This is a genomic window from Acidovorax sp. BL-A-41-H1, from assembly GCF_051942715.1.
This window is the reverse complement of the sequence record NZ_JBPVJQ010000006.1, coordinates 1,769,108-1,782,129: the sequence shown is the minus strand read 5'-3', so window position 1 is coordinate 1,782,129 and position 13,022 is coordinate 1,769,108. Positions and strand designations below refer to the sequence as shown.

Below are 13,022 nucleotides of genomic sequence, written 5' to 3'. Positions count from 1 at the left end.
GCGTGTGGATGCTGTCAGGCCGCGGGCTCGTCGCCCTTGAGGTGGGGCGCAATATAAAAACCCTGGCCTACCAGGAAGACCAGCGGGAAAACATAGCCCCAGAGCTTGAAGTCCACCCAGGCTTCGGTAGAGAAGTTCATCACCACGTACGCGTTCACTGCCGACATGAACGCGCAGTAAAGAATCCAGGCAATGTTCAGCCGCAGCCACACGGCGTCTGGCAGCACCAGCTGGCTGCCCAGCAGCATCTTGAGGAAGTTCTTGCGAAACGCCCACAACGCAATTGCCAGGGCCAGCGACATCGCACCGTAGAGCACCGTGGGCTTCCACTTGATGAAGCGGTCGTCCTGCAGCACAAGGGTGAGCGTGCCAAACAGCAGAATGAGTACCAGCGTGGCCTTGTGCATGGTCTGCAGGCGGCGGTCGATCGCATAGATCAGCCCCATCTGCACCACGGTGGCGGCCATCAGCACGGCCGTGCCCACGTAAATGCCGTAGAACTTGTAGGCCCCGAAAAAGAGCAGGATGGGGAAGAAGTCGATCAGGATTTTCATGAAGTCGTCGAAAAGGCTCAGCGTGCGCCTGCGTCGAAGTCCAGCGACGCCGAGTTCATGCAGTACCGCAGGCCGGTTGGGGCGGGGCCGTCCTCAAAGACATGCCCCAGATGCGCCCCGCATTGTGCACACACTGTTTCGGTGCGGACCATGCCATGGCTGCGGTCCACGATCTCGGCGATAGCGCCGGGCACCGCCTGCGAGAAGCTCGGCCAGCCGCACCCCGCGTCAAACTTGGTGCCGGAATCAAAAAGCTTGGCGTTGCAGCAGATGCAGTGGTAGCTGCCGTCGGCCCAATGGGCTTCGTACTTGCCTGTGAATGGCCGTTCTGTGGCAGCGTGGCGCGTGACCTGCAGGGCGGCTGGCTCGGCGCCTTTTTCGCGCAGGATGGCTTGCCACTCGGACTCGGTTTTCTGGATCGGGAAGGTCATGATGAACAGCTGATTTCGATGGACGAAGCCCAGTCGGGCGGGAAGTCGGCGTAGGCCTCGTGGCCGGGGTGCTCGTCAAACGGGCGCTCCAGCAGGCGCTGCAAGGTATGGACTTCAGAGAAGTCGCCAAGTTTCGCAGCGCGGATGGCCTGTTCGCCCAAATGGTTGCGCAAAACGTACTTGGGATTGCTTTTTAGCATCAAATCGGCCGCTAGTGCTTGATTTGATTGCCCTGATTGCTCTGAATAAGATAGCAACCAGGCATCGAAGGCCACACGGTCGGCAAACAGGTCACGCACTGGCTCGAACTGGCCTGCCTGCACGGCGTGGGCCAGGCGCCGCCAGAAGATGGTGTAGTCCACGCCGTTGCGTGCCAGCAGCAGCAAGATGGCGTCGATCAGTTCCGAATCTCCGTCGTGCGGCTGGAGCAGGCCCAGCTTGTTGCGCATGCGGGCCACGAAAGCCTCGGGAAACACGGTTTTGAACGACTCCAGCGCCTCCTTGGCCAGTTCCTGGTCGCCGATGAGCGGCAGCAGCGCCTGCGCCAGGCAGAACATGTTCCAGTACGCCACGTTGGGCTGGCGGTTGAAGGCATAACGACCCTGCGAATCGCTGTGGTTGCACACGTGGCCGGGCACGAAGGCATCCAGGAACTGGAACGGGCCGTAGTCGATCGTGAGCCCCAGGATGCTCATGTTGTCGGTATTCATCACACCGTGGCAAAAACCCACGGACTGCCAGGCCGCCATGAGTGTGGCGGTGCGCTCGCTCACCGCGTGCAGCAACGCCGCGTATGGGTTACCGCCGAACGACTGCGAGGCCCGGCATTCCGGGTAATAGCGGTCGATCACGTAATCGGCGAGTTGCCGGAGCTGCACGTCATGTCCGTTGGCGGCAAAGTGCTCGAAGTGGCCAAAGCGCACAAAACTCGGGGCCACGCGCGTCACGACGGCGGCGGTCTCGGTCTCTTCACGCCGCACCGGAGCGGGCGATGCCGTGATGCACAGGGCGCGCGACGTGGGGATGCCCAGCCCGTGCATGGCCTCGCTGCACAGAAACTCGCGGATGCTCGAGCGCAGCACGGCCCGCCCGTCCCCCATGCGGGAGTAGGGCGTCATGCCCGCGCCCTTGAGCTGCACCTCCAGCCCGCTGGCAGTCTCGCCCAGCAAGATGGCACGGCCATCGCCCAGCTGCCCGGCCCACACGCCAAACTGGTGGCCGCTGTACACACTGGCCAGCGGGCGCGAGCCCGACAGGAGCGCGTTGCCGGTAAAGGCCTGCAAAGCTGCGTCGCCGTGCATCGCTGGCGCGCTCAAACCCAGCAGGCTCGCCACCTGGGAACTGGTGCTCACCCAGCGGGGGGAGGGCAGGGGCGTGGGCCGCAGCTCGGTGTAGAAGTCGGGGCCGAGGGCGGCGAAGCCGTGGTTCCACGCCAGGCCCAGGTCTGCGGTCGCCGTGTTGTCTGAGGGCAGAGTCATCTGCTGGATTGTCTCGCAGGGGTGATGTCCCGGCATACCGGGGGGCATGCTTCCAGGAGTAGCAAGCATGCCCGGGTGCAACGATTCATCCGGTTGACGAGGTGGCAGCCGCTACCAGTGCCGCCCCTTTACTGCGCGGCGGTGGCAGCCAGGTAGGCATCCAGTGCCACATCGTCCACGATGGCCACGCGGCCGAAGTCGAGCGAGACGATGCCCAGGCCCTCCAGCGCGCGCAGCACGCGGTTGACCGTCTGGCGCGACAGGCCAACCAGCTGGCCCAGCTCTTCCTGCGTCAGGTTCAGCCTGCGCGTGCTGCGCCAAAACAGGCGGCTCAGGTACAGCGCCACGCGGTGCTCGGGCGACTGCGTGCGACCCGCTTCGATGATGGTCATGGCCTGGCCCAAGCGCATGTTCATGTGCAGCACCAGGTACTGATTGAACGCCAGGCTGGTCTGGCGCAGTGTTTCAAACAGGGGCAACGGCAGGCACATCAGCGTGGTGGGCCGCAGCGCCACCACGCGGTAGCGCCGCGGCTCGGGCTTCATGGCCGAGCCCTCGCCAAACCATTCGCCGTCGGGCACCCCGATGAAAGCCGACGAACGCCCCTTGCCAGACGGGCTCTGCAGCATCACCAGCCCTGACAGCACCGCATGCCAGCCCTGCACGGCGCTGCCCGCGTCCATCATCACGTCGCCTTTGCCGGCCTGCGTGGAAGACACCTCGGCACGCAGGCGCTCCTGCAGCACAGCGGGCAGTCCTGCAAACCAGGGTTGCGCGGCAATGAAGCGTGGTGCGGTGAGGTGCGAGTCAAGCATCTGCGGATTGTCACCCGGCCGTGCCGTACGTTGCGGGTTATCCCTTGGCCTTTGTCAAGGCGACGACACATGTTGGCCTGCGTGCCACGCGCCTGCACACTGACGTCAACACGGCGACGGTACGGCGGGGGCAACACAGTCGCGTACAGGTCATCCCCCAGCCCTGTTGCCCGACCGCCGCGCTACGATGACCGTTCCCTTCATTACAACAACCAAGGAGCACACATGCTGGGCCTGATGCAGAGCCAACCGCTGCTGATTTCTTCGCTGATCGAATTCGCCGAGCGCCACCATGGCGACGCCGAAATCGTCTCGCGCAGGGTGGAGGGCGACATCCACCGCTACACCTACCGCGATCTGGCTGGGCGCTCCCGCCAGCTGGCCAATGCGCTGGATGCGATGCAGCTGCAATTCAGCGATCGCGTGGCCACGCTGGCCTGGAACGGCTACCGCCACATGGAGATGTACTTCGGCGTGAGCGGCTCGGGCCGTGTGCTGCACACCGTCAACCCCCGCCTGCACCCTGACCAGATCGCGTGGATCGTCAACCATGCCGAAGACCAGGTGCTGTGCTTTGACCTGACGTTCCTGCCGCTGGTGCAGGCCGTGCACGCGCGCTGCCCCACCGTGAAGAAATGGGTGGCCTTGTGCGATGCCGACCGGCTGCCCGCAGACTCGGGCGTGCCGGGCCTGGCCAGCTACGAAGAATGGATCGGCGCCTACCCGGCCGACTACGCCTGGCCCGAGTTTGATGAAAACTCCGCCTCGAGCATGTGCTACACGAGCGGCACCACGGGCAACCCCAAGGCAGCGCTGTACAGCCACCGATCGACCACGCTGCATGCCTACGCGGCTGCGCTGCCGGATGTGATGTGCCTGTCGGCGCGCGACTCGGTGCTGCCTGTTGTGCCCATGTTCCACGTCAATGCCTGGGGCATTCCGTATTCGGCGGCACTCACCGGCTGCAAGCTGGTGTTTCCCGGCCCGGCCATGGACGGCAAGTCGATCTACGAACTCATCGAATCCGAAAAGGTGAGCTACGCGGCAGGCGTACCTACCGTGTGGCAGATGATGCTGGGCCACATGAAGCCCGCAGGCCTCAAGTTCTCGACCCTGCGCCGCACCGTGATTGGTGGCTCTGCCTGCCCGCCCGCCATGATCCACGCCTTCAAGGAAGACTACGGTGTGGAGGTGCTGCACGCCTGGGGCATGACCGAGATGAGCCCGCTGGGTACGTTGTGCACGCTCAAGAACAAGCACCTTGCGCTGTCCAAAGATGACCAGATGAAGATCCTGCAAAAGCAGGGTCGCGCCATCTACGGCGTGGACATGAAGATTGTGGGTGGTGACGGGCAGGAGTTGCCCTGGGACGGCAAGACCTATGGCGACCTGCTCGTCAAGGGGCCGTGGATCGTGGGCAGCTACTTCAAGGGCGAGGGCGGCAATCCGCTGGTCAAGGACGCGCAGGGCCGCGGCTGGTTCCCCACCGGGGACGTGGCCACCATCGACGCCGACGGCTTCATGCAGATCACCGACCGCAGCAAGGACGTGATCAAGTCCGGCGGGGAGTGGATCAGCTCCATCGACATCGAGAACATCGCCATGGCGCATCCGTCAATTGCCATGGCCGCCTGTGTGGGCATGCCGCACCCCAAGTGGGATGAACGCCCCATCGTGGCGGTGGTCAAGAAACCCGGCACCGAGGTCACGCGCGAAGAGCTGCTGGCCTTCTACGAGGGCAAGACCGCCAAGTGGCAGATCCCGGATGACGTGGTGTTCGTCGATGCCATTCCGCTCGGCGCCACCGGCAAGATGCTCAAGACAAAGCTGCGCGAGCAGCTCAAGGATTACAGGCTTCCGGGCCTGTGAAATCGCTGTGGTGTTGCAGCCTCTGAAACTGGCGCAAACCGGGGCGGGCGCACCCGTGGAAGTGGCTTTGCCACGCTACCGGGTGCGTACCCTTGCGCGCAGCGAGAGAGGGGTGAAGGCGCGCAACGCCACAGGGGGTGACACGGTGCCCAGTCACGTGTGCGACGCCGCTAGGGGCAATCCCTGAGCATCGCTTTGTTGCAACGCGGTACGCTGCGTTCTACCGATTTACAAGGAGACAAAACCATGAAATTCGCTATTAAGGCTGTAGCAGCTTCGGTAATCCTGGCAAGCGCTGGCGGCGCGTTCGCTCAAAAGGGCGAAACCGTGAAGATCGCCTGGCTTGACCCCCTTTCCGGCCTGATGGCCGCAGTGGGTACGAACCAGCTCAAGAGCTTCCAGTTCATCGCCGAAGAGTTCAACAAGAAGAACGCCGCAGGCGTCAAATTCGAGATCATCGGTATCGACAACAAGCTGAGCCCCCAGGAAACCACCAGCGCCCTGCGCTCGGCCATGGACCAGGGCGCGCGCTACATCGTGCAGGGCAACGGCTCGGGCCCTGCGCTGGCCATCATGGATGCGCTGGAAAAGCACAACGCCCGCAATCCCGGCAAGGAAGTCGTGTTCCTGAACTACGCCGCGGTGGACCCTGACCTGACCAACAGCAAGTGCAGCTACTGGCACTTCCGCCTGGACGCCGACACCTCCATGAAGATGGAAGCGCTGACGACCTACATGAAGGACCTGCCTGAAGTCAAAAAGGTCTACCTGATCAACCAGAACTACTCGCACGGCCACCAGGTCTCGAAGTTCGCCAAGGAAATGATGCAGCGCAAGCGCCCGGACGTGCAGTTCGTCGGCGACGACCTGCACCCCCTGGCACAAGTGCGCGACTTCTCGCCCTACATCGCCAAGATCAAGCAGTCGGGTGCCGACAGCGTGATCACCGGCAACTGGGGTTCCGACCTGGCGCTGCTGATCAAAGCCGCCAACGATGCCGGTCTGAACAACGTCAACTTCTACACCTACTACGGCTCCGTCACGGGCAGCCCCACTGCCATGGGTGCCTCGGCCGCAGGCCGCGTGTACCAGGTGGCCTACGCGCACATGAACCTGCCCGGCCCGCTGAACCAGATCGTGGTGGACTACAAAAAGAAGTTCAACGACGACATGTACACCGGTGCCGTGTACCACGCCTTCACGCTGCTGAGCGAAGCCTTCGCCAAGGCCAAGACGACCGACCCCGTGAAGGTGGCGGCCACCATGTCCGGCATGAAGTTCAAGAGCTTCAACGGTGAAGTCGAGATGCGCAAAACCGACCACCAGCTGCAGCAGGGCCTGTTCATCTCCAAGTGGGAAAAGGCGGGTGGCAAGTTCCCGATCGACTCGGAGAGCACCGGCTACACGTTCGTACCCGTGAAGTACTACGAGCCCTTTGTGGCCAGCACGCCGACGTCGTGCCAGATGAAGCGTCCCTGAGCGCTGGTCTGAGTAGCTTCGAGGCCCGAGCCACTCGGGCCTTTTTTTTCCCCTGAAATGAAAAATTCCGATGAATCTTGAGTTTTTCGTGATCTCTTTGCTGAACGGCGTGAGCTACGGACTCCTGCTGTTCATGCTGAGTTCTGGCCTCACGCTGATCTTCAGCATGATGGGCGTGCTCAACTTTGCACACACCAGCTTCTACATGCTGGGTGCCTATTTCGCATTCACCATCTCGGGTGTCGTCGGCTTCTGGCCCGCGCTGGTGCTGGCCCCGCTGGCCGTGTTCGTGCTGGGTGCAGCATTCGAACGTTACTGCCTGCGCCGGGTCCACAAGTTCGGCCATGTGCCCGAGCTGCTGGTCACCTTCGGTCTGTCGTACCTGATCCTGGAAGTGGTGCAGCTGGTCTGGGGCCGCTCCACAGTGCCGTACGGCCTGCCCGAGCAGCTGCAGGGCCCCCTGTTCACGCTGTACGGCACCCAGTTCCCCAAGTCGCGGTCGTTCGTGATGCTGGTGGCGCTGCTGATGCTCGTATCGGTCTGGCTGCTGCTCACACGCACACGCATCGGCCTGGTGATCCAGGCGGCGCTCAAGTACCCCGAGATGGTCGAGGCGCTGGGCCACAACGTGCCCCGCGTGTTCATGATGGTGTTTGGCGGCGGCGCTGCGCTGGCCGGCCTGGCCGGTGTGATCGGCGGCAACACCTACGTCACCGAGCCCGCGATGGCGGCGTCGGTGGGTTCCATCATCTTCGTGGTGGTGGTGGTGGGGGGCATGGGTTCGCTGGCGGGTGCCTTTCTGGCATCGCTGCTCATCGGCCTGGTGCAGACCTTTGCCGTAGCGCTGGACTACTCGCTGATCCACGTCTTCAAGGCGGTGGGCGTGGCCGTCACAGACCAGACATTTGGCTACCCGCTGCTCAAGCTCACGATCTCGCAGGTCGCGCCGATCCTGCCGTACCTGTTCCTCGTGCTGATCCTGATCTTCCGCCCCAAGGGCCTGCTGGGCACCCGGGAGGACTGATGCCATGAATTCCAACTCGACCACAACATCTGCGAGCGCCAGCGCGGGCTCGCACTACCGGTTCAAGCCCTTCAACGTGGGGCGCTTCGTGATCTGGACGCTGTTCGCCGTGATGCTGATCGTGGCGCCCATGCTGTTTCGCAGCAGCCTGGCGCTCACCATGCTCTCGCAGATCGGCTACCTGATCATCATCTGCCTGTCCTACAACATCCTGCTGGGGCAGGGCGGCATGCTGAGCTTCGGCCATGCCGTGTACACCGGCCTGGGCTCGTTCATCGCCATCCATGCCATGAACATGGCGACCAAGGGCTCGGTCACGATCCCGCTGGTGCTGATCCCCATCATTGGCGGGCTGGCAGGGGCCTTCTTTGCCATCGTGCTGGGCTTTGTGACCACCAAGAAGTCGGGTACGACGTTTGCCATGATCACGCTGGGCATTGGCGAGCTGGTGGCCTCGATGGCGCTCATGTTCCCCGAGTTCTTCGGGGGTGAGGGCGGCATTACCACCGACCGGGTGTATGGCAAGCCGTTCTTCGGCATCACCTTCGGGCCAGCCATCCAGGTGTACTACCTGATTGCTGCGTATTGCTTCGTCTGTACGGCAGCGATGTTTGCCTTTACCGGCACGCCGCTGGGCCGCATCTTGAATGCGGTGCGCGACAACCCCGAGCGTGTGGAGTTCATCGGCTACAACACCCAGCGCGTGCGCTACTTTGCCTTCATCATCGCGGGCTTTTTCGCGGGGATCGGGGGCGGTCTGGCCACCATCAACTTCGAGATCATCACGGGGGCAGACAGCCTCAACGTGATCCGCTCGGGTGGCTACCTGCTGTTTACCTTCCTGGGCGGGGCCACGTTCTTCTTCGGCCCCATCATCGGCGCGGTGCTTCTGGTGCTGGCCTCGGTGTTGCTGTCCGAGCTGTCCAAGGCCTGGCTGCTGTACCTGGGACTGGTGTTCCTGTTCATGGTGATGTATGCACCGGGCGGCATTGCCAGCCTGATCATGATGAACCTGCGCGTGGCCAAGTACGGCAAGCTGCGCCAGCTGTGGGTGTCCTACCTGGCGCTGGCCGGCACGGCGCTGGTGGGCGTGATGGGCGCCGCCTGCATGATCGAGATGACGTATCACCTGCAGCTCAATGCGGCGCTCGGCTCCAAGCTGAGCTTCCTGGGCGCCACGCTGGATGCCAAGAGCTTCACCAGCTGGTTTGGCTCCATCTTCGTCATGGTGACGGGCTTCGGGCTTTTCGAGATGTGTCGCCGGCAGTTCATCCGCCAGTGGAGCACCATCCAGGAACAAATCGAACATGAGATCAAGCGTGGGGAGGCGCTGTAAAAATGGCGGCTGACAACGCAACCAATAACACCTACGCACTTGAGCTGCGTGACCTGCGCAAGAGCTTTGGCAAGACGGAGATCATCCGCGGCGCCAACCTGTGCGTGGCACCCGGTGAGCGCGTGGCCATCATCGGCCCCAACGGCGCCGGCAAATCGACGCTGTTCAACCTGATCAGCGGCCGTTTTGCGCCCACCAGCGGGGACGTGATCCTCAACGGCCAGCGCATCAACGGCATGGCGCCGTACGAGATCAACCGCCAGGGCCTGTCGCGCAGCTTCCAGATCACCAACATCTTTCCCAAGCTGTCGGTGTTCGAAAACCTGCGCTGCGGCGTGCTGTGGAGCATGGGCTACAAGTACACGTTCCTGCGGTTTTTGTCGAACCTGCACGACGCCAACCGGCGTGCCACCGAGCTGATGGAGATGATCAAGCTCGACAAGAAGCGCGACACGCTGGCCATGAACCTCACGTATGCCGAGCAGCGCGCACTGGAGATCGGCATCACCATCGCCGGCGGGGCCAACGTGATCCTGCTGGACGAACCTACGGCCGGCATGAGCAAGAGCGAGACCACACGTTTCATCGGCCTCATCAAGGAAGTGACCGAAGGCCGCACCCTGCTCACGGTGGAGCACGACATGGGTGTGGTGTTCGGCCTGGCCGACAAGATCGCGGTGGTGGTGTACGGCGAGGTCATCGCCTTTGACACCCCCGAAAAGGTGCGCGCCAACCCGCGCGTGCAGGAGGCCTACCTCGGATCGGCTGTGGCCGATCAGCAGGCAGGAGGACACTGAACATGTTAAAGATCGAAAACCTGCACGCCTACTACGGCAAGAGCCATGTTTTGCACGGCGTAAGCTTTGAGGTGCAACCCGGTGAAATCGTCGCCTTGCTGGGCCGCAACGGGTCGGGCCGCTCCACCACTGCCAAGGCCATCATGGGCCTGGTGGACTGGGAGGGTACCGTCAGCTGGAAGGGCCAGGCGCTCAACGGCAAGAAGGCCTATGAAATTGCCCACCTGGGCCTGGGTTATGTGCCCGAGAGCCGCGATGTGTTCCCCAACCTGACCGTGCACCAGAACCTGCTGCTGGGCCAGAAGGGCGCTGGCAAGAGCAGCCGCTGGTCGTTTGACGACATGTATGAGATGTTTCCGCGGCTCAAGGAGCGCCAGCACACCGAGGCAGGCGTGATGTCGGGCGGTGAGCAGCAGATGCTGACCCTGTGCCGCACGCTGATGGGCGATCCGGACCTGATCATCATCGACGAGCCCACCGAGGGCCTGGCGCCCAAGATCGTCGAGCTGGTGGGCCAGTACCTGCAGACGCTGAAGGCGCGTGGCGTTTCGGTGTTGCTGATCGAGCAGAAGCTGACCATTGCGATGAAGATCTCCGACCGCGCACTCGTCATGGGGCATGGCGCCATCGTGTTCCAGGGCACGCCAGACAGTTTGCGGGCAGACAACTACATCCGCAAGGAGTGGCTGGAGGTTTAGCAGAGCGATCCCCCTGAGGCGCTTCGCGCCTTCCCCCTTCTCTCGAGTCGCTGCGCGATTCGGGAAGGGGGACACCCCCAGCGCGGCGGGGCGGCCCTTGCGCGGGGGTACTGGCCTGGGCTGCGACAGTTTCGAGGCGTACGTGCCTAGGGTAGGCACTCAGCCCCACCGCCGGATTGGTTTGGGTTGGGTTACGAATTTGGCCCCTGAGCGTCCTTGCCAACCGCGCACCACGGTAAGTTGACCAAACCCCCTTGTCCCGCCCGGGACAAATTGAAACGCCAAACGGGTTTGAAGTCTCTACAATAAAAACGCACGACCGTTCTTTTTCCACTTTCCAAGGAAACAACAGCATGACCGCTGAATACAAAGTCCACGGCTCCGTTGCCGTGATCACCATGGCAAACCCTCCCGTCAACGGACTCGGTCTGGCAACGCGCCAGGGCATCGTCGAAGGCCTGGGCCGCGCCAATGCCGATGCAGCGGTCACGTCCGTCGTGATCACCGGCGCGGGCGGTGCGTTCTCTGGCGGCGCGGACATCAAGGAATTTGGCACCGACAAGTCGTTGCAAGAGCCGAACCTGCTGTCGGTGATTACCGCCATCGAAAACTCTCCCAAGCCGGTCGTGGCTGCCATGCACAGCGTGGCCATGGGCGGTGGTCTGGAACTGGCACTGGGCTGCCACTATCGCATTGCGGCGCCGGGCTGTTCGATTGCACTGCCTGAAGTCAAGCTGGGCCTGATTCCGGGCGCGGGCGGCACGCAGCGCCTGCCGCGCGTGATCGGTGTCGAGGCCGCACTCAACCTCATCGTGAGCGGCGAGCCCGTCAAGAGCGAAATGATCGGCGCCGTGCCCGGCCAGAAGCTGTTTGACAAGATGGCCGCATCGGCCGAATCGCTGGCCGCCGAGGCCCTGGCCTTTGCCCAGAGCGTGGCGGATGCCCGCCCGCTGCCGCTGGTGCGCAACTTCCCTTGCAAGCATCCTGAAGGCGACGCGTATTTCCAGTTCGCGCGCAACATGGTCAAGGGCATGGCCAAGAACTTCCCCGCGCCCGCCAAGTGCGTGGACGCCGTGGAGGCCGCCACCAAGAAGAAATTTGCCGACGGCATGGCCGTGGAACGCGAGATCTTCATCAACCTGATGTGGACGGCCGAATCGCGCGCCCTGCGCCACCTGTTCATGGCCGAGCGTGCGGCAAGCAAGATCCCTGATGTGGCGTCGGACACCCCCAAGCGCGATGTCAAGCTGGTCGGCGTTATTGGCGCCGGCACGATGGGCGGCGGCATCTCCATGAACTTCCTGAACGCAGGCATCCCCGTCAAGATCCTGGAAATGAAGCAGGAAGCGCTGGACCGTGGCGTGGCCACGATCAAGAAGAATTACGAAGCCCAGGTCAAGAAGGGCAAGCTCAAGCAGGACAAGTACGAGCAGCGCATGGCCCTGCTGACCACCACGCTCTCCTACGACGATTTCAAGGACTGCGACCTCATCATCGAAGCCGTGTTTGAGGAAATGGGCGTCAAGGAAGCCGTGTTCAAGCAACTCGACGCCGTGGCCAAGCCCGGCGCCATCCTGGCCTCCAACACCTCCACGCTGGATGTGGACAAGATCGCAGCGTTTACCAAGCGCCCGCAGGACGTGGTGGGCATGCACTTCTTCAGCCCTGCCAACGTGATGAAGCTGCTGGAAGTAGTGCGCGGCAAGGAAACTGCCAAGGACGTGCTGGCTACCGTGATGGCCATCGGCAAGAAGATCAAGAAGACCTCGGTGGTGTCGGGCGTGTGTGATGGCTTCATCGGCAACCGCATGATCGAGCAGTACAGCCGCCAGGCTGGCTTCCTGCTGGACGAAGGCTGCACACCCCAGCAGGTGGACAAGGCCGTCGAGAAGTTCGGCTTCGCCATGGGCCCGTTCCGCATGGGCGACCTGGCCGGCAACGACATCGGCTGGGCGATCCGCAAGCGCCGCGCTGTGGAGCGCGCCGACATGAAGTACAGCCGCACCGCCGACAAGCTGTGCGAACTGGGCCGCTTTGGCCAGAAGACTGGCGCAGGCTGGTACGACTACCAGGCCGGCAAGCGCGATGCCATCCCTTCGGACCTGGTCAACAAGATGATCGAGGACCACCGCAAGGAGCTCGGCATCACCCCGCGCAAGATTTCGGACGACGAAATCGTGCAGCGCCTGGTGTTCGCACTGGTCAACGAAGGCGCGCACATCCTGGAAGACGGCATTGCCAGCAAGTCCGGTGACATCGACATGGTGTACCTGACGGGCTATGGCTTCCCCATCCATCGCGGTGGCCCCATGCACTACGCCAGCGAAGTCGGCCTGTTCAACGTCGTGCAGGCGATGGACCGCTTTGCCAAGAACCCGCTGGACGATGCCGAGTTCTGGAAGCCCGCTCCGCTGCTGGCCAAGCTGGCCGCCGAAGGCAAGGCATTTGCCTGATTGCCCGGACCGACACCACCGATTGATGCAGTGAAGCCGCACCGAAGGCGCGCCCCATGGCGGCCTTCCGTGCGTTCCACCCCTGAAA

At 63.0% G+C, this 13,022-nt stretch carries 11 protein-coding genes; 7 read left to right on the top strand and 4 right to left on the bottom strand.

Going from position 1 to position 13,022, the window contains the following annotated elements; all coding sequences use genetic code 11:
* Nucleotides 1-14: 14 nt before the first annotated feature.
* The 4 genes from ACTPOI_RS21410 to ACTPOI_RS21395 form a co-directional block, all read right to left on the bottom strand.
* The gene (locus ACTPOI_RS21410) at nucleotides 15-554 is read right to left on the bottom strand and encodes a septation protein A (protein WP_440112518.1); all 540 of its coding nucleotides are present in this window, start codon (nucleotides 552-554) and stop codon (nucleotides 15-17) included.
* A gap of 17 nt (nucleotides 555-571) precedes the next feature.
* Complete coding sequence (gene msrB, locus ACTPOI_RS21405; RefSeq protein ID WP_440112516.1) at nucleotides 572-985, bottom strand: peptide-methionine (R)-S-oxide reductase MsrB; 414 nt, start codon at nucleotides 983-985, stop codon at nucleotides 572-574.
* A complete protein-coding gene (locus ACTPOI_RS21400; protein ID WP_440112514.1) occupies nucleotides 982-2,463 on the bottom strand; it encodes a protein adenylyltransferase SelO in 1,482 nt (493 codons plus the stop codon). The genes msrB and ACTPOI_RS21400 overlap by 4 nt, the downstream gene beginning before the upstream one ends.
* A 128-nt stretch (nucleotides 2,464-2,591) precedes the next feature.
* The gene (locus ACTPOI_RS21395; RefSeq protein WP_440112512.1) at nucleotides 2,592-3,278 is read right to left on the bottom strand and encodes a Crp/Fnr family transcriptional regulator; all 687 of its coding nucleotides are present in this window, start codon (nucleotides 3,276-3,278) and stop codon (nucleotides 2,592-2,594) included.
* 225 nt (nucleotides 3,279-3,503) lie between these two features.
* Between ACTPOI_RS21395 and ACTPOI_RS21390 the strand changes: the two genes are divergently transcribed.
* The 7 genes from ACTPOI_RS21390 (at nucleotide 3,504) to ACTPOI_RS21360 (ending at nucleotide 12,934) form a co-directional block, all read left to right on the top strand.
* The gene (locus tag ACTPOI_RS21390) at nucleotides 3,504-5,147 is read left to right on the top strand and encodes a 3-(methylthio)propionyl-CoA ligase (RefSeq protein ID WP_440112510.1); all 1,644 of its coding nucleotides are present in this window, start codon (nucleotides 3,504-3,506) and stop codon (nucleotides 5,145-5,147) included.
* Nucleotides 5,148-5,393: 246 nt separating this feature from the next.
* Nucleotides 5,394-6,626: a branched-chain amino acid ABC transporter substrate-binding protein gene (locus tag ACTPOI_RS21385; RefSeq protein ID WP_440112508.1), complete on the top strand. Its 1,233-nt coding sequence runs from the start codon at nucleotides 5,394-5,396 to the stop codon at nucleotides 6,624-6,626.
* A 70-nt stretch (nucleotides 6,627-6,696) separates the two neighbouring features.
* The gene (locus ACTPOI_RS21380) at nucleotides 6,697-7,650 is read left to right on the top strand and encodes a branched-chain amino acid ABC transporter permease (RefSeq protein WP_069105620.1); all 954 of its coding nucleotides are present in this window, start codon (nucleotides 6,697-6,699) and stop codon (nucleotides 7,648-7,650) included.
* A gap of 4 nt (nucleotides 7,651-7,654) precedes the next feature.
* Nucleotides 7,655-8,986: a branched-chain amino acid ABC transporter permease gene (locus ACTPOI_RS21375; RefSeq protein WP_440112506.1), complete on the top strand. Its 1,332-nt coding sequence runs from the start codon at nucleotides 7,655-7,657 to the stop codon at nucleotides 8,984-8,986.
* 2 nt (nucleotides 8,987-8,988) lie between these two features.
* The gene (locus tag ACTPOI_RS21370) at nucleotides 8,989-9,783 is read left to right on the top strand and encodes an ABC transporter ATP-binding protein (RefSeq protein ID WP_440112504.1); all 795 of its coding nucleotides are present in this window, start codon (nucleotides 8,989-8,991) and stop codon (nucleotides 9,781-9,783) included.
* Between the two features lie 2 nt (nucleotides 9,784-9,785).
* Nucleotides 9,786-10,481, top strand: a complete 696-nt coding sequence (locus ACTPOI_RS21365) for an ABC transporter ATP-binding protein (protein ID WP_291517271.1) — start codon at nucleotides 9,786-9,788, stop codon at nucleotides 10,479-10,481.
* A gap of 353 nt (nucleotides 10,482-10,834) precedes the next feature.
* A complete protein-coding gene (locus ACTPOI_RS21360; protein WP_440112502.1) occupies nucleotides 10,835-12,934 on the top strand; it encodes a 3-hydroxyacyl-CoA dehydrogenase NAD-binding domain-containing protein in 2,100 nt (699 codons plus the stop codon).
* Nucleotides 12,935-13,022 lie beyond the last annotated feature (88 nt).

Coding starts and splice junctions, on each gene's coding strand:
- ACTPOI_RS21410 (WP_440112518.1), bottom strand. CDS start 554: ATGAAAATCCTGATCGACTTCTTCCCCATCCTGCTCTTTTTCGGGGCC.
- msrB (WP_440112516.1), bottom strand. CDS start 985: ATGACCTTCCCGATCCAGAAAACCGAGTCCGAGTGGCAAGCCATCCTG.
- ACTPOI_RS21400 (WP_440112514.1), bottom strand. CDS start 2,463: ATGACTCTGCCCTCAGACAACACGGCGACCGCAGACCTGGGCCTGGCG.
- ACTPOI_RS21395 (WP_440112512.1), bottom strand. CDS start 3,278: ATGCTTGACTCGCACCTCACCGCACCACGCTTCATTGCCGCGCAACCC.
- ACTPOI_RS21390 (WP_440112510.1), top strand. CDS start 3,504: ATGCTGGGCCTGATGCAGAGCCAACCGCTGCTGATTTCTTCGCTGATC.
- ACTPOI_RS21385 (WP_440112508.1), top strand. CDS start 5,394: ATGAAATTCGCTATTAAGGCTGTAGCAGCTTCGGTAATCCTGGCAAGC.
- ACTPOI_RS21380 (WP_069105620.1), top strand. CDS start 6,697: ATGAATCTTGAGTTTTTCGTGATCTCTTTGCTGAACGGCGTGAGCTAC.
- ACTPOI_RS21375 (WP_440112506.1), top strand. CDS start 7,655: ATGAATTCCAACTCGACCACAACATCTGCGAGCGCCAGCGCGGGCTCG.
- ACTPOI_RS21370 (WP_440112504.1), top strand. CDS start 8,989: ATGGCGGCTGACAACGCAACCAATAACACCTACGCACTTGAGCTGCGT.
- ACTPOI_RS21365 (WP_291517271.1), top strand. CDS start 9,786: ATGTTAAAGATCGAAAACCTGCACGCCTACTACGGCAAGAGCCATGTT.
- ACTPOI_RS21360 (WP_440112502.1), top strand. CDS start 10,835: ATGACCGCTGAATACAAAGTCCACGGCTCCGTTGCCGTGATCACCATG.